Consider the following 25,712-nt stretch of genomic DNA (forward strand, 5'->3'; position numbering starts at 1 on the left):
GCTTCTCCTCCTCGCCGTCTTTCGACGGCCCCCTTTTCAGGGTGACTCATTACAGCCCGGAATAAAAAATTGTCAAAGCCATCCCGTTGTGCGGCGCGTCATCCAGGCGCGCGCTGCCTGGATCCCCTTGCTCTTTGCTGGGAAGTGGGTCTTCTTTCTGCGGGCGGTACGGTGCGAGTTCATCGGCCGTTGCTATGGGGACGACACGGAAACGCCCTCGTTCGCCTGGCCTGAAACGCCGACTCCGCAGAACCTCGGCCAGTGTTGCCCGCCGCTCACAGTCGCGCGACGCGCGTGCCGCTAAGCTTGCGGGTCCCCGGCTCGTCCGAACGCCAACGTAAAGCACTCGTCGCATGGCCCGCCTCGCGCGCACCTCCGTGAACCCCGCCGTCGACGCCGCCGGCCTGCTGCGCCGTTTTGGCTTCGCGGTGCTCGTCGTGGCGGCGCCCCTTTTGGCCGTGGGCTCGCGCCGCGGACTGGTGATCGCGGCGCCCATCGGAATCGCCCTCATGGTGCTGGCCAGGGTGATCGAATCCGAGGGACGCGAGCCCTGGCGCCAGACCGGCAGGGCGCTCTGGACGCCGACCGGGGCAGTCGCGGCTTTCCTTGCGTTCTGGGCGGCATTGTCCCTGCTCTGGGCGCCGTTTCCCGCCGCTGCAGCCGAGCGCGTGCTCAACCTGCTCGCCGCGGGCCTCACAGGCCTCGTGGCCGTCACGGCGCTCCCAGACCGTATGAGGGTCTCCAACCTTTATCTGCTGCCCATCGGCGTGGGCCTGGCCGCGATCGCAGCCCTTGCGATCGCCTGGCGAGCGGCGGCGGGGCGCAGCCCCGATCCGGAGACCGACCGGGCCTTGATCGAGCGCGGCCTCCTCGTGCTGGTGCTGGTCACGCCCGCTGCGGTGACATGGCTTCTCTCCAAAGAGCGCCTTGCGTCCGGTTTCGCCCTGGTGGCGGCGGTGACGGCGGCCCTGATCCTTGGGGACAACCTGCCGGCGCTGCTGGCCTTGGTCCTGGGAGCCCTGGTTTTCGCAGCCGCGACGGTCAATTCCCGCATGGGCAGGCGCTCGGCCCTGTTTCTTCTTCCAGGCCTCGTGGCGGCGGCTCCGCTGATCCCGTTCCTGCTGCATCCTCTTGCGAAGCTGGCCTTCGGGGTCACGAGCCCGCGGTCGGAGGCCTTGCGGGTCTGGCGCCGCATCGTCACGGACGAACCCCTGCGGCTCCTCACTGGCCGGGGTCTCGACACCGCGCTGCGCGCCAAGCTGGCCGGAATCGTCCCCAGCGGCGCGCCCGGCGGCCTCCTGTTCGACATCTGGTTCGAGCTGGGATTCCTGGGCGCGGCGGCCTTGGCGCTGCTGCTGGCGAGCGCTGTGCTCGCCACGAAGCGGCTTTCACCGAGCGTCGGGCCCGGGGGGCTGATGACGCTCACGGTGGCTTTCATCCTCGCAGCCTTCGGCCAAGGCGCCGCGCAGGCCTGGTGGCTGATGAGCCTTGTGCTCGGCGCCGTCGCCATCGTGGCCGTGGACCGGGGCCAATACCGGACCAGTCGTCCGAAGACGCACGTCTTCCGCAGCTGACGGGCTGGCGGGCCGGCTAGACCGCCGCGACCTCCGGCATGTCCTGCGGGTCGGCGCGTCCCTCGTGGACCGCGTGGCAAGCGACGCCGTCGCGCAGCGGCGGGACCTCGCGCCGGCAGCGCTCGTTCGCTAGCGCGCAACGTGGGTTGAAGGTGCAGCCGGACGGCGGGGAGATCGGGTTGGGGATCTCGCCCTGAACCGGGGTGCGCGGGCGGCCCGACATGGCGAGGTCCGGCACCGCGTCCAGCAGCATGCGGGTGTAGGGGTGGCGCGGCGCAGCGAAGAGCTGCTTCGCCGGCGCGACCTCGACCACCCGGCCCAGATACATGACCCCGATGGTCGCCGCCATGTGGCGCACGACCGCCAGATTGTGGCTGATGAACAGGTAGGTCAGGCCCAGCCGGTCCTGCAGGTCGCGCATGAGATTGAGGATCTGCGCCTGCACGGAGACGTCGAGCGCCGAGGTGGGCTCGTCGCAGACGATGAACTCGGCTTCCGAGGCCAGCGCCCTCGCGATCGCGATGCGCTGCCGCTGGCCTCCCGAGAACTCGTGCGGGAACTTGGCGGCGTCCGCCGGGTCCAGGCCGACCAGCCGAAGCAGTTCGCCCACGCGCTCCTCCACGCCCTGCTCGCGCGCGAGCCCGAAGGCGCGGATAGGCTCCGCGATGATGCGCCCCACGCGCCAGCGGGGATCGAGGCTGGCGTAAGGGTCCTGGAAGATCATCTGGATGCGCCGGCGCAGGCGCTTGCGGGCGCCGGAATCCCGAGCGGCCGTCATCGAGACGCCGTCGATCACCACCTCGCCGGCGGTCGGGGGCAGCAGCCCCACCACCATGCGGGCGACGGTGGACTTGCCGGAGCCGGACTCGCCCACCAGCGCGAAGGTCTCCCCGCGCCGGATGGAGACGGTGACGCCGTCCACCGCCTTCAGGAGCTGCCGGCCCTCACGGGCGAGCGTGCGCTCCAGCCACGGCTTGGAGACGTCGAAGACGCGGCGCAGATCGCGGATGTCGACGAAGTTGTCGGAGCTCATGCGCGGCTCCTTCCCACGGCGGCGGCGACCTTGTCCCTTTGCACCAGCGCCTCCGCGTCCACGCCCGGCTCGTCATACAGGTGGCACGCCACCGCGTGGGCGCCGCGGCTGAGCAACTCCGGCCGCTCGGCGACGCAGCGCGCGTAGGCGTGCGGACACCGTGGGTTGAAGGCGCACCCGGCCGGAATGGCTGTGAGGCGGGGCATGGAGCCGGGGATCTGCACGAGCCTGTCCGTGGCCGTCTCGAGCGTCGGGATGGAGCCCATCAGGCCCGCCGCGTAGGGGTGGAACGGGCGGCTCACCACGTCGCGCACCGGGCCGATCTCGGCCACGCGGCCAGCGTACATCACGGCCACGCGGTCGGCCGTCTCGGCGATCACGCCCATGTCGTGGGTGATCAGCATCACGGCCGTGCCGCGCTCGCGGCAGAGCCGCTTGAGCAGGGTGATGATCTGCGCCTGCACGGAGACGTCGAGGGCGGTGGTGGGCTCGTCTGCGATCACGAGCTCCGGTTCGGCGCAGAGCGCGAGCGCCAGCACCACGCGCTGGCGCATGCCGCCGGAGAACTCGTGCGGGTAGCCGTCGATGCGCCGCTCCGGGGCCGGGATGCCGACCTCCGCCAGGAGCTCGATCGCCCTCGTGCGCGCCTTGGCGGCGCTGAGTGGCAGGTGGGTGCGGATGGTCTCGACCAGCTGGTCGCCAACACGGTAGAGCGGGTTGAGGCTCGTCAGCGGGTCCTGGAACACCATGCCGATGCGGCGCCCGCGCACCTGCCGCATGGCGGTCGGCGACAGGTTGTCGATCCGCTCGCCCTTGAGGCGGATCTCGCCCGAGGCGATGCGGCCCGGCGGCTCGATCAGCCCGATCACGGCCGAGCCGGTCACCGACTTGCCGGCGCCGGACTCCCCCACGACGCCGAGCACCTCGCCCTTGCCGATGTCGAAGGAGACCCGGTCCAGCGCGCGCAGGACGCCGCGACGGGTGACGAACTCGACGCAGAGGTCGCGGACGGAAAGGACGGGCTCTGTCATCGCAGCTTCGGGTTGAGGGCGTCGCGCAGCCAGTCGCCCAGGAGGTTCACGGCCAGCACGAACACGGCGAGCGTGACGCCGGGGAAAGCGACGATCCACCACTCGCCTGAGAACAGGAAATCGTTGCCGATGCGGATCAGGGTGCCGAGCGACGGCTGGGTCGGCGGAAGGCCCACGCCCAGGAACGACAGCGTCGCCTCGGTGATGATGGCGAGCGCGAGGTTGATGGTGAGGATGACCAGCACCGGCCCGATCACGTTCGGCAGGACATGCCGCAGCATGATGAGGGGCGCCGGCACGCCCATGAGCCGGGCGGCGTGCACGTAATCCTTGTTCTTCTCGACCATGGTGGAGCCGCGGATCGTGCGGGCGTACTGCACCCAGAACGACAGGCCGATGGAGACGACCAGCACGCCGAAGGCGGTCTGCTCCCGCGGCGCGCCCTTGAAGAAGGCGTGCACCACGCCGTCGATCACGAGGGCGATGAGGATCGCCGGGAAGGTCAGCTGGATGTCGGCGACGCGCATGATGAGCGCGTCCACGCGGCCGCCGAGGTAACCCGCGAGCAGGCCGAGGCCGATGCCGAGCGTCGCCGCGATGATCACGCCCACGATGCCGATGATCAGCGACACCTGCATGCCGTACAGAATGGCCGACCAGATGTCGCGGCCCTGGTTGTCCGTGCCCAGCAGGAAGCGCGGGTCGCCGCCCTCGATCCAGCGCGGCGGGAACAGCGAGTTCATGAGGTCGACGCTGGCGGGGTCGAACGGGTTCGTGGGCGCGATCCAGGTCGCGAAGACCGCGCCCAGGATCATCACGACCGTCACGAGCGCCGACACCATGGTGAGCTTGGACGACAGGAAGCTCGCGAGCAGGTCGGAGTCGCGGAAGCGGGTCCAACGCGAGGGCGTGTCCGGAGGCGTGGTGAGGGTGACGTCCGCCATCAGGCAGCCTGCAGGTTGGCGCGCAGCCGCGGGTCGACGACCGCATAGAGCACATCGACCACGAGGTTCACGACGACGAAGATGAAGGAGACCAGAAGCAGGTACGCGGCCATCACCGGAATGTCCACGTTCTGCACCGCCCCGAGGAAGAGCGCGCCCATGCCTGGCCACTGGAACACGTATTCGGTGATCAGCGCGAAGGCGATGATGGATCCGAGCTGCAGGCCCGCAATGGTGATCACGGGCACCAGCGTGTTCTTCAGCGCATGGCCGAAATGGACGGCGCGGTCAGAGAGACCGCGGGCGCGGGCGAACTTAATGTAGTCGGTGCGAAGCACCTCCAGCATCTCGGCCCGGACAAGGCGCATGATCAGGGTCATCTGGAAAAGGCCGAGCGTGATGGACGGCAGGATCAGCGCCTTCAGGCCGCTCGCCGTGAGCAGTCCCGTAGACCACCAGCCGAGCTGCACCACCTGCCCGCGCCCGAAGGACGGCAGCCAGCCGAGCTGCACGGAGAAGATGTAGCGCAGCAGGATGGCGATCAGGAAGGTCGGCAACGACACCCCGATCAGCGACACCGTCATGAACACGCCGGAAAGGAACGACCGACGCCGCAAGGCCGTGAAAACGCCCATCGGGATGCCGATCACGAGCGAAAACAGCGCAGCCACGAAGGTGAGCTCGAGGGTCGCCGGCATGCGCTCGCCGATCAGCGAGGCGACCGGCTGCCTGAACTGGTAGGAGATTCCGAAGTCGAACCGGGCCGCCTTGGCCAGATAGCGCCCGAACTGGACGATGGCCGGGTCATCGAGCCCGAGCTCCTTGCGGATCTGCATCCGCTGCTCGTAGGGCGTGTCGATCGACACGATCTGGTTGACGGGGTCGCCGACCAGCCGGAACAGCGCGAAGGCGATGACGCCGACGCAGAGCAGCACCACGATGGACTGGAAGATGCGGCGCAGAATGAATGCGAGCATGGGCCTCTTTCGGGCGACGCCGGGGGAGTGACGCCGACTTGCCGCTGGCAAGATCGGGGCCGCGTTGGGTCTTCTTGCCGTCCTCCCCGAGCCGTGCGCGCCGCATGGGGATGACGGATTTGGTCGTGCGAGACAGCCCGGCGCCGAGGGGCGCCGGGCCGATGCCGATCAGTCCTTGCGGATCCAGTACAGCAGCACCTGGTTGTCGGCGCGCTGCACGACCTTGACGTTCTTGGCCACGCCCCAGGCCAGCGACTGCTGGTGCAGCGGGATGTAGCCGTAATCGTCGATGCCGATCTGGAAGGCCTGCTTGATCATCTGGTTGCGCTTGTCCGCGTCGGTCTCGACCAGGATCTTGTCGGTGAGCGCATCCAGCTGCTTGTTGCAGTAGCCGCCGAGGTTGGTCTCGCCGCGGGCGGTGGCGTCGTCGCGGCAGCCCATGATGTCATAGAGCACGTTGTGGCTGTCGAGCGTGCCCGGCGTCCAGCCCAGGAGGTAGAACGACGTCTTGTACCCGTTCGGCTTCAGCACCTTGGCGAAGTATTGCGCCTTGGGCTGGGCGTTCAGGTTCACCTTGACGCCGACGCGGGCCAGCATGCCCACAACCGCCTGGCAGATCGGCCCGTCGTTGACGTAGCGGTCGGTCGGGCAGTCCATGCCGACTTCGAACCCGTTGGGGTACCCGGCCTCGGCCAGCAGCTTCTTGGCGGCTTCCGGGTCGGCCTTCGGACGGGTGAAGTCCTTCGAGAGGGCGAACAGCTCGGGGGCGATCATCAGGGCCGAGGGAGTGGAGAGCCCGCGCATGACGCGGCTCTTGATCGCCTCCACGTCGATAGCCTTGTAGAAGGCCTCACGCACCCGCTTGTCCTTGAAGGGGTTCTTGCCCTTGACGTTGGACTCGAGCAGTTCGTCGCGCGACTGGTCCATGCCCAGGAAGATCGTGCGCAGTTCCGGCCCGGTCAGCACCTGGGCGTTCTGCGACTGGTTTACGCGCTGGATGTCCTGAAGCGGAACCGGCTCGATGATGTCCACCTCGCCCGAGAGCAGGGCCGCGACGCGGGTCGAGTCCGAGTTGATCGGAGTAAAGATCACCTCGGTAAGGTTGTGCTCGGGCTTGCCCCACCAACCCGGGTTCGGCTTGAACACGGTCTTCACGCCCGGCTGGTGGCTCTCGATCTTGAACGGGCCCGTGCCGTTGGCGTTCAGCGAGGCGTAGCTCGGCGTAGCAGCGCTCGCCGGGGTGGGCTGGGTGGCGTTGTTCGCCTCCGCCCATTTCTTCGACATGATGTACCAGGTGTCCCACTGGTAATGCAGGATGGGGTTCGGCGTGGCGAGGACCACGTCGACCGTGTAGTCGTCCACCTTTACGAACTTCGCGTCCTTTGGAACGCGCGTCTGGAAGTTCGAGCCCTGGGCGCGAACGCGGTCTGCTGAAAACAGAACGTCGTCGGCGGTGAAGTCCTCGCCGTTGGCGAACTTCACGCCCTTGCGCAGGTGGAAGCGCCAGCGGGTCGGCTCGACGATCTCCCAGCTTTCCGCCAGACCGGGAATGATCTTGAGGTCCTTGTCCCGCTTGGTCAGGCCCTCGTAGACGTTGCCGAGATGCGCGTTGGTGGTGGTCTCATTCAGGGTGTAGGGGTCAAGCGACTTCAGGTCGCCTTGGTTGGCGTAGCGCAGCGTGGCGGCTGAAACCGGCGCGACGGCGGCTGAGCCCACGGACAGAGCCATGGCGGCGGCGGCCGCGAAGAGGACCTTGCGAAGCATTCGAGACATCCCTCCGTCCGGGTTCGGCCTCTCTACGGCGCCCCTCGACGCCGCCGGGCCTCCATCCGGATTTTTCGTTCTCCACGCGTACTGCGCGGAATGGGCGGAGCTTAGACGCGCTTCTCCGGCGCGGTCCAGCCCCGTTTCTGACTCAATTGACGCGTTCGGGGCGACGATCGGTCCACAAACCCTGTTCGACGTGGCCGCGCCTGGGATTCGGACGGCTCCAGCGTCGAAATGGTCAGTTTGAGGCTTGTGCGGTGTCGCGCACGGCGCCGCCCTGCGGGCGAGGGGCCCGAAGCTCCGCGTATTCAAGCGCCCCGCCGCGCGCAGCGATTGACCGCCGCGAACGCTTCGGATTTGCTTGGCCGCCTCACGCCCCCCCCGTCCGCCTTGCGCGGTCGATCGCCTGCCGAGTATCAACATGCCCATCATCAACAGCGTCGCGGCCCTGTCGGACGAAATCGCCGCCTGGCGCCAGGATTTCCACCAGCATCCCGAACTCGACTACGACGTCCACCGCACGGCCGGGATCGTGGCCGACAAGCTGCGCGCCTTCGGCTGCGACGAGGTGGTCACCGGGATTGGCCGCACCGGCGTGGTGGGCGTCATCAAGGGTCGCCTGCCCGGCGACAAGGTGATCGGCATGCGCGCCGACATGGACGCGCTGCCGATCCTCGAAGAGACCGGCAAGCCGTACGCCTCCCAGACACCTGGCAAGATGCACGCCTGCGGGCATGACGGGCACACCTCCATGCTGCTGGGCGCGGCCCGGTACCTGGCCGAGACCCGCAACTTCGCCGGCACGGCCGTGCTGATCTTCCAGCCCGCCGAGGAGGGCGGCGGCGGAGGCAAGGCCATGGTCGACGAGGGCGTGATGGACCGCTTCGGCGTCCAGGAGGTCTACGGCATGCACAACATGCCGGGGCTGCCGGTGGGCAGCTTCGCCCTGCGGCCGGGCCCGCTGATGGCGGCCGCCGACCGGTTCACGCTCGAGATCGAGGGTCGCGGAGCCCATGCGGCGCACCCGCACGCCTCCATCGACACGGTGGTGATCGCCAGTCAGATCATCCTGGCGTTCCAGTCCATCGTGGCCCGAAACGTGGATCCGCTGGAGGCCGCGGTGGTGTCGGTCACCTATGTGCGCGCGGGCGACACCTTCAACGTGCTGCCCCAGAGCGTCACCATGAAGGGCACGGTCCGCACCCTGAACCCGGCCGTGCAGGATCTCGTCGAGAGCCGCATGAAGGAGATCGCCTCCGGCATCGCGGCCCTGCACGGCGCCACCGCGACCATCCAGTATGTGCGCGGCTATCCGTGCACGGTGAACCACGAGGCGCAGACGAACTTCGCCGCCAAGGTGGCGTCCGAGGTGGCAGGCTCGGACAAGGTGAACATCAGCATCCCGCCGACGATGGGGGCTGAGGACTTCTCCTACATGCTGCTGGCGCGCCCCGGCGCGTTCATCTTCTGCGGGAACGGCGACACAGCGGGCCTGCACAACCCGAACTACGATTTCGACGACAAGGCCATCCCGGCGGGCGTCAGCTACTGGGCGCGGCTGGTCGAGACTGCCATGCCGGCTGCGTAAGCCAGGCAAGGAGCGGGGCGCGGCTGACGCGCCTCGCTCAACCGGCGCCCGAGCCGCTCAGCGGGTTCTCCGGGTCCCACTCGTATTGCAGGGTCTCGAAGCGCATCCCGCGCGCATCGATCATGAGCAGGCGGCCGACGAGGCCCTCGCCGAAGCCCACGATCTCGCGCAGGATCTCCAGCGCCATCAGGCTTCCCACCACGCCCGCAAGCGCGCCCAGGACGCCGGCCTCCGCGCAGGCCGGGATCGCGCCAGGCGGGGGAGGGGCGGGGAACAGGCAGCGGTAGGTGGGGTTGGGCGTCCCGTCTGGCCCGCGCTCATGGGCCCGGATGGTGGTGAGCGAAGCGTCGAAGGTCCCGAGCGCGCCAGTGACCAGCGGCCGGCCGGCGCGGAAGCAGGCGTCCGAGACGGCGTAGCGCGTGTCGAAATTGTCGGAGCCGTCCACCACCAGATCATAGGCGGCAACGAGCGCGGCGGCATTCTGGGTCGTGATCCGGGTTGCGTGCTGCTCGATGCGGACATGAGGGTTGAGGCGGCCGACGGCGTCCGCCGCGCTCTCCACCTTGGGGCGGCCGAGGTCGGGCGTGCCGTGGATGACCTGCCGCTGCAGGTTGGAGAGGGACACGACGTCGTCGTCCACGATCCCGATGACGCCCACGCCCGCGGCGGCCAGGTACTGGATCACCGGCGCGCCGAGGCCGCCGGCGCCGATCACCAGAACGCGGGCGGCGCGGATCTTGGCCTGGCCCGGGCCCCCGACCTCGCGCAGCACGACGTGGCGGGCGTAGCGCTCCAACTCCTCGCCAGCGAGGCTCACTTGCGGCCCCGGGCCCAGTCGAGCGCCTCCTCGAGGCGGTCGTTGCCCCAGAAGAGCTCGCCGTCGGGGGTGACGATCGTGGGCGCGCCGAAGACGCCAAGGCGCTGGGCCTCGTCGGTCTCCTTACGGAGCGCGTGCTTGACGAGGTCCGTCTGGGCGGCCGCCACGGCGGTCTCCAACTCGAAGCCGGTCTGCCGCACGGCGTCGGCGATCACGGCCGGGTCGGAGATGGATCGGCCTTCGCAGAACTCCGCCCGGAAGATCGCCTTCGAGAACTCGGGCCGCGCGTCGTCGGGCAGGGCCAGGGCGGTGCGGGCGGCCAGCAGACTGTTCTGGGGGAAGGGCTCCGGCCTCGCCAGGGGCACGCCCAGACGATCGCACCAGCGCTCCATGTCGCGCCACATGTAGCGGCCCTTGGCCTCGATGATGTTGAAGGGCGTCGTGTCGTAGCCCTGGGCCTTGAAGATGACGCCCAGCAGGAAGGGCCGCCAGCGCACCGCCACGCCGCGCTCCTCCGCCAGGGCCTCGATGCGCTCGGCCGCCAGGAAGGAGTAGGTGGAGGCGAGCTCGTACCAGAAATCGACGGATGGCTGCATGGGTCGACGGTACCAGCGCGGGCGCCCTTTGCAAGGCGCCGGGCTGGCGACCCGCCATCCGCAGGAGCGCGTAGGGCCGCGCTTTCGCGGCGGCCAAGCGCAGGCTTCGCTTGCGCCGTCAACCGCCTTGCCTATAGTCCGGCCCGATTTCGGGGCCCTCCGGGCCCTCCCGCAGCAGGCCGGCGCCCAGGCGCCTGCGCCACGAAGAGATGACCATCATGGCCGAGAAGCGCGTGAACAAGGTCGTGCTCGCCTATTCGGGCGGGCTGGACACCTCCATCATCCTGAAGTGGCTGCAGACCACCTATGGCTGCGAGGTCGTGACCTTCACGGCCGACCTCGGGCAGGGCGAGGAGCTCGGCCCGGCGCGCGATAAGGCCCTGCTGCTCGGCATCAAGCCCGAGAACATCTTCATCGAGGACGTGCGCGAGGAGTTCGTGCGCGACTACGTGTTCCCGATGTTCCGGGCGAACGCGCAGTACGAGGGGCTCTACCTGCTCGGCACCTCCATCGCGCGGCCGCTGATCGCCAAGAAGCAGATCGAGATCGCCGAGCGGGTGGGCGCCGACGCGGTGGCGCACGGGGCCACCGGCAAGGGCAACGACCAGGTGCGGTTCGAGCTCGGCTACTACGCGCTGAAGCCCGACATCACCATCATCGCGCCCTGGCGCGAGTGGGACCTGACGTCCCGCACCAAGCTGATCGAATTCGCCGAGCAGAACCAGATCCCGATCGCCAAGGACAAGCGCGGTGAGGCGCCGTTCTCCGTGGACGCCAACCTCCTGCACGCCTCCTCCGAGGGCAAGGTGCTGGAGGACCCGTCCGTCGAGGTGCCGGACTACGTCTACTCGCGCACGATAGACCCCGAGAAGGCGCCCGATACGCCGACCGTCATCACCATCGACTTCGAGAAGGGCGACCCGGTCGCCATCGACGGCGTGAAGATGTCCCCGGCCACCCTGCTGGCGAAGCTCAACGAGCTCGGCCGCGCCAACGGCATCGGCCGGCTCGACCTGGTCGAGAACCGCTTCGTCGGCATGAAGAGCCGCGGCATGTACGAGACGCCCGGCGGCACGATCCTGTATTTCGCCCACCGGGGCATCGAGTCGATCACGCTCGACCGCGGCGCGGCGCACCTCAAGGACGAGCTGATGCCGAAATACGCGGAGCTGGTCTACAACGGCTTCTGGTTCTCGCCCGAGCGCGAGATGCTGCAGGCCCTCATCGACAAGTCGCAGGAGGCGGTCACCGGCCGCGTCACCCTGAAGCTCTACAAGGGCTCCGCCTGGGTGATCGGCCGCGAGAGCCCCTATTCGCTCTACGACCAGGAGCTGGTGACCTTCGAGGAAGGCGCGGTGGCCTACGACCATCGCGACGCGGCCGGCTTCATCCGCCTGAACGCGCTGCGCCTGCGCACGCTCGGGGCGCGCAAGCGTAAGCTGGGCGTTTAAGCAGCACCACTCTGTCATCCCCGGCGCGCCGAAGGCGCGGGAAGGGGATCCAGGGCAACCTGCCGCGGCCCCTGGATCCCCTTCCCGGCGCTTCGCGCCGCCGGGGATGACGGCGAACGTGTCGGGCTGGACTGTCGCCCGGGTCACGACACCGTGTAGCGCGCCTCGCGCGCGCCACACTTGCCCGCTAGCGGCTCACGCTCCACCTTGATCGGCGTGGTTCGGCTTTCTGGCCGAGCGCAACGCCCGGAGGAGAAGCCGCAAGCCCTATGACGACATCCTGGCGACCTCCCATGGGACTGCTCATGGTGGCCGGCGTGATCGCCGTCATCCTGGCCGTGTTCGCAGGCATCTACGCCTACAATCGCCCGACCGAGTTCGTCGTCGCGGTGGGGCCGCCCCACAGCGAGGACGCCAAGCTGGTCCAGGCGGCGGACAAGATCCTGCGGCGCGACCGCGCCTCCGTGCGGCTCAAGGTGCTGCTGACGCCAGGGCCGGCCGAGGCCGCGAAGGCCTTCGACGACGAGAAGGCCGACCTCGCGGTGGTGCGCAGCGACCTGTCGGTCAACTCCACCGGCCAGGCTATCGCCATCCTGCATCGCAACGCCGCCGTGCTGCTCGCGCCGAGCGGTTCGCCCATCGAGCATGTCGGCGACCTGAGGGGCAAGACGGTCGGCATGGTCCGCCAGACGGTGGCGAACGACCAGCTGCTGGAGACCATCCTGCGCCAATACGAGGTCCCGGGCCATGAGGTGGCGCGGGTGGCGCTCGGGCTCGAGGAGATCGAGTCGGCCGTGCGCAACCACCGCGTGGACGCGGTGCTGGCGGTGGGCCCCGTCACGGGCAACATCGTGCCGGCGGCCGTCGCCGCCGTCGCGGCGGGGGCGGGCGCGCCGCCGATCTTCGTGCCCGTCAATGAGGCCGACGCCATCGCGCAGCGCACGCCGGCCTATGACAGCATGCAGATCGTGCGCGGCAGCTTCGGCGGGGCGCCGCCCAAGCCCAGCGACTCCGTGCAGACCATCGCGGCCGTGTACCGCATCGTGGCGCAGGCGAAGCTCGCCGACGCCCACGTGACCGACCTCACCCGCCGGCTCTACGAGATGCGCAACGACCTCGTCGCGGCCGTGCCGCTGGCGGCGCGCATCGAGGCGCCGGACACGGACAAGGGCGGGCGCATCACCGTGCATCCTGGCGCCGCCGCCTACCTGGACGGCGACGAGGAGAGCTTCCTCGACCGCTACGGCGACTGGTTCTACATCATCGCCATGGTGATGGGCGGCGTGGCGTCGGCCTTCGCGGCGCTCGCGGGCCGCTGGCGCAGCCGGGGGCACGAGCAGGCGCTGCGGCTCGAGCGGCTGCTTGGCATCATGCGGGAAGCCCGCACCGCCGAGACGCGGCAAGTGCTGGACTACCTCGAGCAGCAGGCCGACGAGGTGTTCTCGCAGACGCTGGCGCTGGCCTCCCGCGAAGAGATCGACGCCGGCCGGCTCACGGCCTTCTCGCTTGCGCTGGACCAGGTGCGCCAGGCCATCGCCGAACGCCGGCGCATGCTCGCCAAGTCGGACGGCGCGACGCCCGCGCCCGTCGCCCTTGCGCCGTTCCGCGCGGCGGGGGAGTAGGGCGTTCCCACGCCATTCAGCTGCGGGTCCGCCCAATGGCGCTATTTGGTGTGACGCCGCAGGATGGCCTCCACCAGGTTCTCGATATCCGGGCGGGTCGCCCCGAGAGCCTTCAGGATCGAAGCCGCCGCTTCGATCCGCGCCTGCTTGTCGGCTTTGGCTGCTTCGATGCGGTCCTGACCCAGAGAGGCTCCAACCGCAATCTCCCCTCGGTGGGCGACAGCGACCAGAACCTGCAAGGTGTCGGCCCCGATTGGAAGCTGAATGGCCGGCGGCGCCACCTCCATCATCGATTTCATCACGAAGCCCGTCCCGCCAATGAACAACTGACCGGTCCGTACTTCCAGGGACAGGTTCGGAACGTCCGGAAGCACATCTGCAAACCGAGCCATTGCTCCGGCATCGACCAGAATGGTCACGCTCCATTCGCACTGCGCGTCGATAGCGGTCGCTGCCCCAGGACCTGTCAGTTCGAGGAGCCCCGGCTTGAAGTCCAGCCGCACGACCTCTTCGGGGCTCGATAGCCCCACTGTGACGAGTTGCAGCGCGTCACGAAGGTCGTTTCTTCCAAGGAAGGCGAGTCGACGCCCGTGAGCAATAGTCATCATCGCCGACCTTCCTACCCTGCCGCGGCCCAGCGGGCCACGTAGCGGCCGTCGGGGAGGCGGTGGGCGTCGCCGTAGCGGGCGAGGATGTCGAGGACCGCGGCGACGCGGGCGATGCGGCCCTTAGGCGGGCCGCGGAAGGCGCGGGCGACGGCTTCGGCGTCCAGGCCGGAGCGGGCGGCGAGCAGCACGGCCTTGACGGCGAGGGGCTGCTCGTAGCGGTCCTTCGGGAACAGGGGCCTGGCGCGGTCGAAGGCCACCACGGTGGGGCCGAGGCCGAGTTCGCCGGTCCTGCCGGCGAGGCCCCTGCCGAAGCGCGGGGCCTGGTAGTCGGGCCGCAGCCAGCGCACGAGGCCGGCGGCCTCCTCGCGGGCGCGCTCCGCGTTCAGCGCCACGAGGCGGGCCAGGATCTCCTCTTCAGGCAGGTCGGCCGGCCACCCATAGGCCTCGGCGGCCAGGCGGTCGATGGCGGCATGGAGGTCCTTGATCACCAGCACGAGGCCGCGGGCCTTCACGTCCTCGTCGGCGGACGTCAGCGGGGCGCCGGCCTTCAGCTTCTCCAGCACGTTGTAGAGGCCCGTGAGGGTGAGGTCCGGATGCTCGGCCAGCACGCGCTTGCGCAGGGCGTCCAATTCCTCGCCGAGGGCCGCGAGATCGCGCTGGAGGACCGGGGGGAGGATGGGGAAAGGGAAGGGGTCGAAGCAGGCCGTCTTGGTGTAAATGGGCCTGTCTTCGAGAGTGCCGCCGTTAGCCAAAGCCCAGGCCACGTGAACATGGGAGGATAGAACGGCTAAGTCTGAGGCATCGAAAAGCCCGAAGCAGACAAGGCGATTGTCCGGCAGGATCGTCGCATCAAGGAACTGGAAGGCCCGGTGCTTGGCAGTCTCGACCGTGGCGATGTAGCGGGGCAGACCGTCGACGGCCGGCCGAAAATCCCCGCGGGGTTCTCCGAAAATCCACCAGTTCTCCCGGTAGCTTTGGCGCGCGTTCCAGCGACGCCCGAGCTTGCGACCGCGTTCGTCCGTCCGGGGTTGCCCATCTGGGCCCAGGTCGTACAGCACGCGATCGTGCAGGTGCTGGTAGATCTCCGGAAAATCCCGCCGCACCTCGTCGAGGTCGCGCCCGAACAGGTCGATCACCAGCGCGCCGCGCGCCCGGCCGGTCAGGTCCTTGCCGTTGCGGTAGGCTCTGACGTGCCGCTCCAGCCCCGGGCGACGGCCGAGGCCCAGAAGCTCAGCCTCCGCCGGTGTGACGATGAAGCCCGATCCCATTAGCTGGACGCCGCGGGAGCACAGCCCCCTGTTCGCCTGCAGCGGCTGCGCTGCGGTGAAATCCACTCCCACCGTCAAATCCGAATTGATCCGCCCTTCGCGCCGGGCGAAGTCGATCCGCGGGTCGTCCGTGTCGATGCCGGATTCCGCGATCACCTCGGCCAGCACGCCGTCCCGGCGGCCGGCCTCCGCCACCGTCATGGCGATGCGCACGGCGGCGTGCTTCTCCGTCGCCTTGGTCCAGGGGTGGTCCGGCACGGCATAGACGAGGCTAAGGGGCGCCTTGCCGCTGAGATGGGCCTCCATCACCCGGCGCTGGAACACCTGGCTGATCGAGTTCGTGGTGATGAAGCCGAAGCGGCGCAGGCGGGCGCCCTTGCGGGTCAGGATCTCGGCGGCCCGGTCCCACCAGTACATCACGAGGTCGGCGCTGCGATTCATGTGGGGGTGCGCGGCCCAGAGGGCCTGCGCGTAGGCGTCGCCCAGCTCGGCCCGGAGGTCCTTGCCGCCGATGAAGGGCGGGTTGCCGACGATGAAGTCCGCCTCCGGCCATGACGGCCGGCGCGGGGCCGGGGCCGCCAGCTTCCCGTCCGCCGCGCGGGCGAGCGCCGGGTAGCCGTCCCAGGTCGCCACGGCGTCGAAGCCGGCGCGGCGGCCGCCATTGATGTTGTCGAAGGCCCGCAGGATCGGCTCGGAGGGGTGGCCGGTGCGGGTGCGGTAGTGCTGCTGCAGGTAGCCGATCCACACCACCAGCTCGGCGATGGCGGCGGCGCGCGGGTTCAGCTCGAGGCCCAGGAACTGGTGCGGGTCCACGTTCTGCAGCAGGTCCTCCACGCCGCCGAGCTCGGCGATCTTCTCCAGCACCTCGCCTTCCAGCACCTTCATGAGCTCCAGGGCGACGTAGAGGAAGTTGCCGGTGCCGCAGGCGGGGTCGAGCACGGTGGTTTCGCAGAGCCGCCGGTGAAACTCGCGGCAGAAGCGGATGGCGTCCTCCCGGGCGCCGGCCTCCATGGCCGCCTGCACGCGCATCAGCGCGGCGCGCCAGTCGGCGTTCAGCGGCTCCATCACGGTCACCTGCACCAGCCGCTGCACATAGGCCCGCGGCGTGTAGTGGGCGCCCAGCCGGCTGCGCTCCTCCGGGTCGAGGGCCTGCTCCAGCAGCGTGCCGAAGATCGCAGGGTCCACCTGGGTCCAGTCCGACTTCGCGGCGGCCAGCAGCTCGCCGATCTCCTCGCGGCCGAGCGGAAATGCCTTGGCCTGCCTGAACAGGTTGCCGTTGAAGTGGCGCAGGTGCTGCTTGAAGGCGGAGAAGAAGCGGTTGGCGTGCTCCTTGGCGTCCATGCGCGCCCAGAGCTCCTGGAGGAGCGGGGCGAAGCTCTGCGGCCGCTCCAGGCAATCGGCGATCAGGGCGGTGAACTCGCCGCGGGGCAGCAGGTCCACGTCCTCGGCGAACATGGTGAAGATGCAGCGCATGAGGAAATGCGCCACCTCCTCGGGCGGGTGCTGCCGCTCCAGCGCCTTGCTGACGGCGGCGAGCCTGTCGGCGATGGCGCGGGTGACGCGCGCCGTCTCGCGGGCGGGGTTGAGGCTGGCCGGGTCGGTCCAGACCTTGCGGAGGGTGTCGCGGACCTGGGCGTCGCGCAGGTCCTCCAGGTAGATGCGGAAGCGTTGCCGGTCAGGGAACTGCGCATAGGCCCGGCCGGTGCCGGAAAAGTCGGCGTAGAGCTCCAGGCAGTGGCCGACGTCGCACACGATGATGAAGGGCGGGGCGGGCTGGTCCGGCTCCAGGCAGAACACGTAGTCCTCGGCCTGCCGCCGGGCGTTCACCATCATGACGTCCCAGTTGCGGTGGACGGGCCGGCGGCCCAGCGCGGCGGGACCGTCGAAGCCAGGCAGGCTTTGCTGGCCGGCGATGGCCTTGTCCTTGCCCGGGAGGCGGGACTGCTTGGCCTCCAGGATAAAGCAGCCCTTCTTGTAGAGGTCGATCCGCAACACCGACTGGACGTCGTCGCTGGCGCGGCGGTGGACGCCGCGCTCGAAGGCGTAGTCGTTGGAGCGGCCGTGGCTGGCGGGCTCCGGCCGTGGCGCGCCGATGACCTCGCAGAGCTCGATGAGGAACAGTGCGTAGTTGGCCCGCTCAGCCCCGCCCTCGCCGGCGGTCCACTTGGCGATGAAGCCGTCCACGCCGGACAGGTCGCAATCGCTCACGGCAATGCCTCAAAACAATGGGTCGCAGCGCCTCGAAAAAAACCGGCGCGGATCGGGGGAGCTTACGTCCCGCCCTCCCTTGCATTCCACCAACCGCATCCCATGTGACTGCAACCAGGACGCGCATCCGGCGCGGGGCCGGCCTTTCGGGCCGTGGCGACCCCGTGCGCTGTCCTGCGTTGTTTAAAGTCGGCGCCCGTGCTATTGCGCCGCAACGAAACGACCGAACCAGCCCAGGATCAGCCCGACTCCGCCGGAGCCGGGCTTCGCCGTTTGGCGCATCGAGAGACCCCTATGAAGCTGCGCAACATCGCGATCATCGCCCACGTCGACCACGGGAAGACCACGCTCGTGGACAAGCTGCTCGCCCAGTCGGGCACCTTCCGCGAGAACCAGAAGGTCGCCGAGCGGGCCATGGACTCCAACGACCTGGAGCGTGAGCGCGGCATCACCATCCTGGCCAAGTGCACCTCGGTGCAGTGGAAGGACACCCGCATCAACATCGTGGACACGCCCGGCCACGCCGACTTCGGCGGCGAGGTGGAGCGCATCCTCAACATGGTCGACGGCGTGATCGTGCTGGTGGACGCCGCCGAGGGCCCGATGCCGCAGACCAAGTTCGTGGTCGGCAAGGCGCTGAAGCTCGGCCTGCGCCCGATCGTGGCGATCAACAAGATCGACAAGCCCGAGCAGCGCGCCAACGAGGTGATCAACGAGGTGTTCGACCTCTTCGCCGCGCTGGACGCCACCGACGAGCAGCTCGACTTCCCGATCCTGTACGGCTCCGCCAAGCAGGGCTGGATGGCCGAGAGCCCCGAGGGCCCGCAGGACAGCCTCGCCCCCATGTTCGACCTCGTGCTGAAGCACGTTCCGGCTCCGCAGACCGAGGAGGGGCCGTTCCGCCTGCTCGGCACGATCCTGGAGGCCAACCCCTATCTGGGCCGCATCGTCACGGGCCGCATCACGTCGGGCACGGTGAAGCCGAACCAGGCCTTCAAGGTGCTGGACGCCAAGGGCAACCTCGTCGAGCAGGGCCGCATCTCCAAGGTGCTGGGCTTCCGCGGCCTCGAGCGCGTGCCGGTGGAGGAGGCCGAGGCGGGCGACATCGTGGCGATCGCCGGCATGGTGAAGGGCACCGTGGCCGACACCTTCTGCGACCCGCTGGTGGAAGGGCCGCTGCCCGCGCACCCGATCGACCCGCCGACCGTGACCATGACGTTCCGGGTGAACGACTCGCCGCTCGCTGGGACCGAAGGTGACAAGGTCACCAGCCGCGTCATCCGCGACCGCCTGCTGAAGGAGGCCGAGGGCAACATCGCGCTGCGCATCACCGAGTCGGCCGAGAAGGACTCGTTCGAGGTGGCCGGTCGCGGGGAGCTGCAGCTCGCCATCCTGATCGAGACGATGCGCCGCGAGGGCTTCGAGCTCGCCGTGTCGCGCCCGAAGGTGGTGTTCTCCACCGACGAGGCCACCGGCGAGACGCTGGAGCCCATCGAGGAGGTGGTGATCGACGTGGACGAGGAGCACTCGGGCGTCGTGGTGCAGAAGATGTCCGAGCGTCGCGCCGACCTCATCGAGATGCGCCCCTCGGGCGGCGACCGCCAGCGCCTCGTGTTCCACGCGCCGACGCGCGGCCTCATCGGCTACCTGGGCGAGCTGCTGACGGACACCCGCGGCACGGCCATCATGAACCGCTTGTTCCATGACTACGCGCCCTACAAGGGCGAGCTGCAGGGCCGGCGCAACGGCGTGCTGATCTCCAACGACCAGGGCGAGGCGGTGGCTTACGCGCTGTGGAACCTGGAGGACCGCGGCCCGATGATGATCGAGCCGGGCTGGAAGGTGTACCAGGGCATGATCGTGGGCGAGCACACCCGCGACAACGACCTCGAGGTCAACGTCCTCAAGGGCAAGAAGCTCACCAACATCCGCGCGGCCGGCAAGGACGAGGCCGTGCGCCTGACCCCGCCGATCCGCATGACGCTGGAGAAGGCGCTGGCCTACATCCAGGACGACGAGCTGGTCGAGGTGACCCCGAAGGCGATCCGCCTGCGCAAGGTGTGGCTCGACCCGAACGACCGCAAGCGCGCCGAGCGCGCCAAGGAAGCCGCGGTGGGCTAAGGCCCGCCTGGGAGGCTGGAATGCGAAAAGCCCCGGGCGCGAGCCCGGGGCTTTTTTGTCTTTGGCGCTCCCTCAGCCGTCATGCCCGGGCTTGTCCCGGGCTTCCACGCGGTTGCGGCGGCCGTGGATGGCCGGGATAGGCCCGGCGATGACGGAGACGAGTCAGAGAAATCAGGCGCCCTTGTACAGGTCCTTGTACTGGTCGCGCAGGATGTTCTTCTGAACCTTGCCCATGGTGTTGCGGGGCAGGTCGTCGGCCATGATCACACGCTTCGGCTGCTTGAACTTGGCGAGGCGGCCTTCCAGGCGACCCAGCACGTCCTTTTCGGTGAGCGCGGAGCCCTTCGGCACGACCACCACGGCGGTGACGCCCTCGCCGAAGTCCGGGTGGGGCACGCCGATCACGGCGCTCTCGACCACGCCCGGGATGGAGTCAATCTCGGTCTCGACCTCCTTCGGGTAGACGTTGTAGCCGCCGGTGATCACGAGGTCCTTGCCGCGGCCGACGATGTGGACGTAGCCTCGCTCGTCCACCTTGCCGAGGTCGCCGGTGATGAAGAAGCCGTCCGGCCGGAACTCGGCGGCGGTCTTCTCCGGCATACGCCAGTAGCCCTTGAAGACGTTCGGGCCCTTCACCTCGATCATGCCGACGTCGCCGTCCGGCAGCTTCTCGCCCGTCTCCGGGTTCACGACGCGCAGCTCCACGCCGGGCAGCGGGAAGCCCACCGTGCCGGGCACGCGGTCCCCGTCATAGGGGTTCGACGTGCTCATGTTGGTTTCCGTCATCCCGTAGCGCTCCAGGATGGCGTGGCCGGTGCGCTCGCTCCAGGCGCGGTGGGTGTCGGCCAGCAGGGGCGCGGAGCCCGAGACGAACAGGCGGATATGGGCCGTGGCCTCGCGGTTGAGGCGCGGCTCCTGCAGCAGGCGGACGTAGAAGGTGGGCACGCCCATCATGCAGGTGGCGCGGGGCAGCAAACGCATGATCTCGTCGGCGTCGAGCTTGGGCAGGAACAGCATCGAGGCGTTGGCCATCAGGATGGTGTTCGTGGCCACGAAGAGCCCGTGCGTGTGGAAGATCGGCAGGGCGTGCAGCAGCACGTCGTCGGCGGTGAAGCGCCAGTAGTCGACCAGCGTCAGGGCGTTGGAGGTCAGGTTCCAGTGGGTCAGCATGGCGCCCTTGGAGCGCCCGGTGGTGCCCGATGTGTAGAGGATGGCCGCGAGGTCGTCCTTGGCGCGCGGGACGTCGTCGAAGTCGGTCGGCTGGCCGCGGGCGAGGTCCATGAGGGAGCCGTCGCCGGCCGTGCCGAGGGTTTCGGTGGCGGCCACGCCGAGCCTGCCGGCGAGCTCTCCGATAGCGGGGCCGTTCTTGGGCGAGGCGACCACAACGCGGGGCTCGGCGTCGCCGATGAAGTATTCCAGCTCGGCCAGGGTGTAGGCCGTGTTCAGCGGCAGGTAGATCGCTCCCACCCGCAGGCAGGCGAGGTAGAGCATGATCGCCTCGGCGCTCTTCTCCACCTGCACGGCGACCCGGTCGCCGACCTGGACGCCGCGCCCCTTCAGGGCGTGCGCGAGCTGGGCGGACAGCGCCAGCATGTCGCCATAGGTGAAGCGCCGGCCGTCGCTGGTCTCGATAAACAGCTTGGCGGGATCGGCAATGCGCTCGCGCACCAGCGCGAAAAGGTTGTCGGACATGATTGTTCTTCTTCCGGGTCAGTCAGCTCATGGAGCGGTCGCGACATCGCGAGACGGCAGGTCGGCCCGCAGCGCGCCGCGCACGCTGGAGGCGGCCGCGACGCGTCCCTTGTTCACGAAGGCCTCGTGGTTCTTCTCGATGTCGTCGAGATCGTAGAGGTAGTTCACCATCAGGCCGTGCGCCTGCTTCAGGCCCTTGAGGGACGTATCGCCCAGCCAGTTCAGCCGCTCGAGGCGGGCGCCGTTGCCCAGGTGGAAGCGGGCCACCGGGTCCACCGGCCGGCCGCCCGGCGTCTTGGCGCGCAGGTAGTAGTAAGCCGCCGCCTCCATGAGGACGCGCTTCACGGCCGGGAGGCGGACGGCGTCGTGGGTCCAGCCCTCCTGGTCGAGGGCGTCGAGCACGCCCTTGTCCTCCTCGGAGAGCACGGGCGAGTCCTCCTTGCGCCGCTCGCGCGCCAGCCAACCTGCGAAGCCGGGGGCGGGGGAGAGGGTGACGAAGCACTTCAGCGAGGGGATCTGGCGGGCCAGCTCCTCCACCACCTGCTTGATCAGGAAATTGCCAAAGGAGATGCCGCGCAGGCCCTCCTGGCAGTTGGAGATGGAGTAGAACACCGCGGTGGTGGCCTGGCGCGGGTCGATGACGGCGCGGTCCTCCGCCAGAAGCGGGCCGATTCCGGCCGGGATCTCGGCGGTGAGCGCCACCTCCACGAAGATCAGCGGCTCGTCCACGATCTGCGGATGGAAGAAGGCGAAGCAGCGTCGATCCGCGGGCTGCAGCCGTCGCCGCAGGTCGTCCCAGCTCTCGATGGCATGGACGGCCTCGTAGCGGATGATCTTCTCGAGAATATTGGCGGGCGTCGACCAGTCGATCGGCCGCAGCACCAGGAAGCCGCGGTTGAACCAGGACGAGAACAGGTGCTGGAAGTCCGCGTCGAGCGCCTCGAGCTCCGGAATCTCGGACTGGTGCTTGAACAGCTCCTCGCGCATGCGCACCAGCCGCAGCGTGCCGCCGGGCGACAGGTTCAGGCGGCGGATCAGCTCCTGCCGGCGCGGCTCGGCGGCCTTGTGCAGGTCGAGCAGCGTCTTGTGGTCCGGGTTATCCCGGTAGGCCGCGATGGCCTGTTCCAGCCTGGCGGGCTCCGCTCCGAAGCGCACCACGAGTTCACGCAGAAAGCCGGCTTTCCCGGCGCCGGGCAGGGCGTCGTAGCGGTCCAGGATCTCGCGCGCCAGAGCAACGCCCGAGGCCTCGCCACGGCTCGACAGCAGGTCGGCGCAGAGTCCCGCGAGGTCCTTCGCGCCGCCGCTGCGGCCGCTCATGATGATGGAGCGGCCGCGGTCGGCGATCGTTTGCAGCAGGTCGCTGAAGAACGAGATGTTCACCGCCTGGCGCCAGCCGGCCGCGGACTCGCCCGCCACGGGAGTATCGGTCACGCTCGGCTCGGTGCTCGTCATCGCGATCGCTCCATCACTTGCCCATCACGAGATCCGGCAGCGCGGTCGAGATCTGCGGGAAGATGCAGAGCAGGAAGACCGCGAAGGCCATGAGGATCACGAAGGGCACAGTCCCCATGATGACGTCCCGCAGGGGAATGTCCGGGGCGATATTCTTGATGACGAAGATGTTGAGGCCCACCGGCGGGTGGATCAACCCCATCTCCATGACGATGGTCATCACCACGCCGAACCAGATCAGGTCGAAGCCTGCGGCCTTGAGCGGCGGGAGGATGATCGGGGCCGTCATCAGGATGATGGAGACCGGCGGCAGGAAGAAGCCGAGAACGATCACCATGCCCAGGATGACGATGAGCAGCAGCCACTTGGACAAGCCGAGCCCAACGATCCACTGGGCCGTCGACTGGCTGATGTGGAGATAGCTCATCACGTAGGCGTAGAGCAGGGACATGCCGATGATCAGCATCAGCATCGTGCTCTCGCGCAGGGTCGCGCTGAGAATGGGCGACAGCTCGGAGGGCTTCCACACGCCGTAGATGGCGGCGATCAACACCAGGGCGAGGACGCCGCCAAGGCCTGCCGTCTCGGACGGGGTGGCGAAGCCGCCATAGAGGGCGATCATGACGCCCGTGAGCAGGGCCACGAACGGGATCACGCGCGGAAGCAGGGAGAGCTTGTCGCGGGTTGACAAGCGGTCCTCTTCCAGAATGGGGGAGGCGGGTTCGCCCGCCTCGTAAGCGCGCTTGGCGGACGCGTATTCCTGGCGGAAGCGGACGGCTGCGTAGAAGGCGAAGAGACCCACCAGCAGCAGCCCGGGGCCGATCCCGGCCAGGAACAGGCGTCCGAGGGACTGCTCGGCCGCGACCGCGTAGAGGATCATGGTGATCGAGGGCGGCAACAGGATGCCGAGCGTGCCGCCGGCTGCAATGATGCCCGACGCGAAGGCGCCGGAATATCCGCGCCGGCGCATCTCGGGGATGCCAGCCGAGCCGATGGCCGAGCAGGTCGCCGGCGACGAGCCCGCCATGGCGGCGAACAGGGCGCAGGCGAAAACGTTGGCGATCCCGAGCCCGCCCGGGATGCGGTGCATCCAGGCATGCAGGGCGGAGTAGAGGTCCTGGCCCGCGCGCGACCGGCCAATGGCCGCGCCCTTGAGGATGAAGAGCGGGATGGCGAGCAGCGTGATGGAGGACATTTCCTCGTAGACGTTCTGCGTCACCGTATCCAGCGACGCGCCCGGCATGAAGAAGGCCATGAAGATCACGGCCACGACCCCAAGCGCGAACGCGATCGGCATCCCGGAGAACATGGCTCCGAGGGTGGCGCCGGCGTAGAGGAAGCCGATGGCGGCCGTACTCATTGGGCTTTCCTGTCGAAGGCGACCGCGACTTGCAGCACAATCTGGACCGTAAGCAGCGTCATGCCGACCGCCATGAGGGAGTAGGGGATCCAGAGCGGCGGAGCCCAGGTCGAGGATGAGTGCTGGTCGTCCACCCACGCCTCATGGAGCAGGGTGAAGCTCTTCCACGAGAAGAAGGCGCAGAAGGCGGCCGAGGCGATGTCGGTCAGGATCAGGCGCCAGCGGTTGGCGCGGGACGACAGCAGCGTGGCGAACGCCTCGATCCCGACGTGGCCCCGCCTGGCCTGCACGGCGGCGCCGCTGAGGAAGGTCGCTCCCACCAGCAGGAAGATGGCGGTCTCGTCCTGCCAGTCGGTCGGAATCTTGAGGAAGTAGCGAACCACCACGCTGTAGCTGAGCACCATCGCGGCGGCGACGACCGCGATCCCGCCCAAAGCCATGACGAGGGCGTTGACCCCGTTCATCGCGTTCACGAGCACGCCCAGAGGCCCCGGGACCACCGGGGCCTGGGTGGGGGCTGCGGCGTCCGGCAGCCCGTGGCTCACGCCACGCTCTCCGCGAGCTTGAGCAGCTCGGCGCAGGACGCGTTGCGGGCGGCGAAGTCCTTCCAGGCCGTCTCGCGCGACAGCTTGCGCCATTCTTCGAGGGTCGCGTCGTCGAGGGTCTTCACCGTGGCGCCGGCCTTCGAGAACACCTTCTCGACTTCCTCGTCGTCCGCCTTGGCGCCCGCCGTGCCGAAGGGCTCCATCTCGGCGCCGACGGCCAGGATGGCGTCCTGCTGGTTCTTGGGAAGCGCGTCGAAGATGGACTTCGACATCAGCAGCGGCTCCAGCATGAACCAGTAGAACCGGCCGCGGCCGGAGGTCAGGTTCTTGGCGAGCTCCTCCAGGTGGAAGGAGATCAGGCTGGTGGAGGAGGTGACCACGGCGTCGCAGGCCCCGGTCTGCATGGCGGCGTAGGATTCGTTGGACGGGATGTTCAGCGTCGCCGCGCCGGCCGCCTTGAACACCATGTCCATTTCGCGCGAGCCGCCCCGGATCTTGATGCCCTTGGCGTCCGCAGGCGTGATGACCGGCATCTTGCTGGCGACGCCGCCCGACTGCCAGATCCACGTGATGATCATGATGCCCTTGTCGGCCAGGATGTCGGAGAGTTTCTTCCCGACCGGCGACGTCTTCCAGGCCGCGCCCTGCTCGTAGGACGTCACGAGGCCGGGCATCAGCCCGATGTTGGTCTCCGCCACCTCGCCGCCGGCGTAGCTCAGGGGGTAAAGGCTCATGTCCAGCGCGCCCTTGCGCATGGCGGAGAACTGGGCGTTGGTCTTCATCAGGGACGAGCCCGGGTAGACCTGGGCCGTCAGTTCGCCCTTGGTGCGCTTCTCAAGCTCGGCTGCGAACTTGCGGCACATGCGGTCGCGGAAATCGCCCTGCTCCATGGTTCCGCCGGGGAACTGGTGGGAGATCTTCAAGGCCTTCTGCTGGGCGAAGCTGCCGCGCGGCAGCGAAAGGATGGCTGGGGCGGCGAGGCCGGCGCGCAGCACGGAGCGGCGGGATATCAGCATGGCGTATTCCTCGAGGTCTTCCGCCTGCTCGGGCGGTCGCTT

The 25,712-nt window shown here is 68.8% G+C and carries 19 protein-coding genes; 5 read left to right on the top strand and 14 right to left on the bottom strand.

The window, feature by feature from the left end:
• Positions 1-353 precede the first annotated feature (353 nt).
• Entirely contained in the window at positions 354-1,574 is a 1,221-nt protein-coding gene (locus SLNSH_RS15585; protein ID WP_106337937.1) for a peptide ABC transporter permease, read from the top strand.
• A 16-nt stretch (positions 1,575-1,590) separates the two neighbouring features.
• Here SLNSH_RS15585 and SLNSH_RS15590 read toward each other — a convergent pair whose 3' ends face one another.
• The 5 genes from SLNSH_RS15590 to SLNSH_RS15610 all read right to left on the bottom strand — a co-directional run bounded on the left by SLNSH_RS15590 (position 1,591) and on the right by SLNSH_RS15610 (position 7,323).
• A complete protein-coding gene (locus tag SLNSH_RS15590; RefSeq protein ID WP_106337938.1) occupies positions 1,591-2,607 on the bottom strand; it encodes an ABC transporter ATP-binding protein in 1,017 nt (338 codons plus the stop codon).
• On the bottom strand, positions 2,604-3,638 hold the full coding sequence (locus tag SLNSH_RS15595) for an ABC transporter ATP-binding protein (RefSeq protein ID WP_106337939.1): 1,035 nt from the start codon (positions 3,636-3,638) through the stop codon (positions 2,604-2,606). The genes SLNSH_RS15590 and SLNSH_RS15595 overlap by 4 nt, the downstream gene beginning before the upstream one ends.
• The gene (locus tag SLNSH_RS15600; protein ID WP_106337940.1) at positions 3,635-4,582 is read right to left on the bottom strand and encodes an ABC transporter permease; all 948 of its coding nucleotides are present in this window, start codon (positions 4,580-4,582) and stop codon (positions 3,635-3,637) included. The genes SLNSH_RS15595 and SLNSH_RS15600 overlap by 4 nt, the downstream gene beginning before the upstream one ends.
• Entirely contained in the window at positions 4,582-5,559 is a 978-nt protein-coding gene (locus tag SLNSH_RS15605) for an ABC transporter permease (protein WP_106337941.1), read from the bottom strand. Before SLNSH_RS15605 ends, SLNSH_RS15600 begins: the two co-directional genes overlap by 1 nt.
• 168 nt (positions 5,560-5,727) lie before the next feature.
• Positions 5,728-7,323, bottom strand: a complete 1,596-nt coding sequence (locus SLNSH_RS15610; RefSeq protein ID WP_425353003.1) for an ABC transporter substrate-binding protein — start codon at positions 7,321-7,323, stop codon at positions 5,728-5,730.
• Positions 7,324-7,747: 424 nt separating this feature from the next.
• Between SLNSH_RS15610 and SLNSH_RS15615 the strand changes: the two genes are divergently transcribed.
• Complete coding sequence (locus tag SLNSH_RS15615) at positions 7,748-8,914, top strand: M20 aminoacylase family protein (protein ID WP_106337943.1); 1,167 nt, start codon at positions 7,748-7,750, stop codon at positions 8,912-8,914.
• A gap of 37 nt (positions 8,915-8,951) precedes the next feature.
• Here SLNSH_RS15615 and SLNSH_RS15620 read toward each other — a convergent pair whose 3' ends face one another.
• Entirely contained in the window at positions 8,952-9,731 is a 780-nt protein-coding gene (locus SLNSH_RS15620) for a HesA/MoeB/ThiF family protein (protein ID WP_106337944.1), read from the bottom strand.
• Positions 9,728-10,327 carry a 2-hydroxychromene-2-carboxylate isomerase gene (locus SLNSH_RS15625; RefSeq protein ID WP_106337945.1) on the bottom strand — a complete coding sequence of 200 codons (600 nt, stop codon included), beginning with the start codon at positions 10,325-10,327 and terminating at the stop codon, positions 9,728-9,730. Before SLNSH_RS15625 ends, SLNSH_RS15620 begins: the two co-directional genes overlap by 4 nt.
• 218 nt (positions 10,328-10,545) lie before the next feature.
• Here SLNSH_RS15625 and SLNSH_RS15630 point away from each other — a divergent pair, with 218 nt between their 5' ends.
• Positions 10,546-11,778, top strand: a complete 1,233-nt coding sequence (locus tag SLNSH_RS15630) for an argininosuccinate synthase (protein WP_425353004.1) — start codon at positions 10,546-10,548, stop codon at positions 11,776-11,778.
• A gap of 293 nt (positions 11,779-12,071) precedes the next feature.
• Entirely contained in the window at positions 12,072-13,400 is a 1,329-nt protein-coding gene (locus tag SLNSH_RS15635) for a TAXI family TRAP transporter solute-binding subunit (protein WP_158266773.1), read from the top strand.
• A 41-nt stretch (positions 13,401-13,441) separates the two neighbouring features.
• On the opposite strand, the gene SLNSH_RS15640 is transcribed toward SLNSH_RS15635, so the two are convergent.
• Both SLNSH_RS15640 and SLNSH_RS15645 read right to left on the bottom strand, forming a co-directional pair.
• Complete coding sequence (locus SLNSH_RS15640) at positions 13,442-14,008, bottom strand: hypothetical protein (protein ID WP_106337948.1); 567 nt, start codon at positions 14,006-14,008, stop codon at positions 13,442-13,444.
• 11 nt (positions 14,009-14,019) lie between these two features.
• Entirely contained in the window at positions 14,020-17,484 is a 3,465-nt protein-coding gene (locus tag SLNSH_RS15645) for a class I SAM-dependent DNA methyltransferase (protein WP_245422370.1), read from the bottom strand.
• A 294-nt stretch (positions 17,485-17,778) separates the two neighbouring features.
• Between SLNSH_RS15645 and typA the strand changes: the two genes are divergently transcribed.
• Positions 17,779-19,605 (top strand): translational GTPase TypA, encoded by a 1,827-nt coding sequence (gene typA, locus SLNSH_RS15650; protein WP_106337949.1) that lies wholly within the window; start codon positions 17,779-17,781, stop codon positions 19,603-19,605.
• 171 nt (positions 19,606-19,776) lie between these two features.
• Here the strand turns inward: typA and SLNSH_RS15655 are convergent, their stop codons facing one another.
• Genes SLNSH_RS15655 through dctP form a run of 5 tightly spaced genes read right to left on the bottom strand, consistent with a single transcriptional unit; the run spans position 19,777 to position 25,670 of the window.
• Entirely contained in the window at positions 19,777-21,297 is a 1,521-nt protein-coding gene (locus SLNSH_RS15655; RefSeq protein ID WP_106337950.1) for a malonate--CoA ligase, read from the bottom strand.
• Positions 21,298-21,324: 27 nt separating this feature from the next.
• A complete protein-coding gene (locus SLNSH_RS15660; protein ID WP_106337951.1) occupies positions 21,325-22,749 on the bottom strand; it encodes a malonyl-CoA decarboxylase in 1,425 nt (474 codons plus the stop codon).
• Positions 22,750-22,762: 13 nt separating this feature from the next.
• Positions 22,763-24,109: a TRAP transporter large permease gene (locus tag SLNSH_RS15665; protein ID WP_106337952.1), complete on the bottom strand. Its 1,347-nt coding sequence runs from the start codon at positions 24,107-24,109 to the stop codon at positions 22,763-22,765.
• Complete coding sequence (locus tag SLNSH_RS15670) at positions 24,106-24,654, bottom strand: TRAP transporter small permease (protein WP_245422371.1); 549 nt, start codon at positions 24,652-24,654, stop codon at positions 24,106-24,108. The genes SLNSH_RS15665 and SLNSH_RS15670 overlap by 4 nt, the downstream gene beginning before the upstream one ends.
• Positions 24,651-25,670, bottom strand: coding sequence for a TRAP transporter substrate-binding protein DctP (dctP, locus tag SLNSH_RS15675; protein WP_106337954.1), 1,020 nt, complete (start codon positions 25,668-25,670; stop codon positions 24,651-24,653). Before dctP ends, SLNSH_RS15670 begins: the two co-directional genes overlap by 4 nt.
• Between the last annotated feature and the right edge of the window lie 42 nt (positions 25,671-25,712).

This window comes from Alsobacter soli (assembly GCF_003004785.1).
Classification (GTDB): domain Bacteria; phylum Pseudomonadota; class Alphaproteobacteria; order Rhizobiales; family Beijerinckiaceae; genus Alsobacter; species Alsobacter soli.

Coding starts and splice junctions, on each gene's coding strand:
- SLNSH_RS15630 (WP_425353004.1), top strand. CDS start 10,546: ATGGCCGAGAAGCGCGTGAACAAGGTCGTGCTCGCCTATTCGGGCGGG.
- typA (WP_106337949.1), top strand. CDS start 17,779: ATGAAGCTGCGCAACATCGCGATCATCGCCCACGTCGACCACGGGAAG.
- SLNSH_RS15640 (WP_106337948.1), bottom strand. CDS start 14,008: ATGATGACTATTGCTCACGGGCGTCGACTCGCCTTCCTTGGAAGAAAC.
- SLNSH_RS15625 (WP_106337945.1), bottom strand. CDS start 10,327: ATGCAGCCATCCGTCGATTTCTGGTACGAGCTCGCCTCCACCTACTCC.
- SLNSH_RS15660 (WP_106337951.1), bottom strand. CDS start 22,749: ATGACGAGCACCGAGCCGAGCGTGACCGATACTCCCGTGGCGGGCGAG.
- SLNSH_RS15600 (WP_106337940.1), bottom strand. CDS start 4,582: ATGGCGGACGTCACCCTCACCACGCCTCCGGACACGCCCTCGCGTTGG.
- dctP (WP_106337954.1), bottom strand. CDS start 25,670: ATGCTGATATCCCGCCGCTCCGTGCTGCGCGCCGGCCTCGCCGCCCCA.
- SLNSH_RS15635 (WP_158266773.1), top strand. CDS start 12,072: ATGGGACTGCTCATGGTGGCCGGCGTGATCGCCGTCATCCTGGCCGTG.
- SLNSH_RS15585 (WP_106337937.1), top strand. CDS start 354: ATGGCCCGCCTCGCGCGCACCTCCGTGAACCCCGCCGTCGACGCCGCC.
- SLNSH_RS15615 (WP_106337943.1), top strand. CDS start 7,748: ATGCCCATCATCAACAGCGTCGCGGCCCTGTCGGACGAAATCGCCGCC.
- SLNSH_RS15595 (WP_106337939.1), bottom strand. CDS start 3,638: ATGACAGAGCCCGTCCTTTCCGTCCGCGACCTCTGCGTCGAGTTCGTC.
- SLNSH_RS15610 (WP_425353003.1), bottom strand. CDS start 7,323: ATGCTTCGCAAGGTCCTCTTCGCGGCCGCCGCCGCCATGGCTCTGTCC.
- SLNSH_RS15655 (WP_106337950.1), bottom strand. CDS start 21,297: ATGTCCGACAACCTTTTCGCGCTGGTGCGCGAGCGCATTGCCGATCCC.
- SLNSH_RS15605 (WP_106337941.1), bottom strand. CDS start 5,559: ATGCTCGCATTCATTCTGCGCCGCATCTTCCAGTCCATCGTGGTGCTG.
- SLNSH_RS15590 (WP_106337938.1), bottom strand. CDS start 2,607: ATGAGCTCCGACAACTTCGTCGACATCCGCGATCTGCGCCGCGTCTTC.
- SLNSH_RS15665 (WP_106337952.1), bottom strand. CDS start 24,109: ATGAGTACGGCCGCCATCGGCTTCCTCTACGCCGGCGCCACCCTCGGA.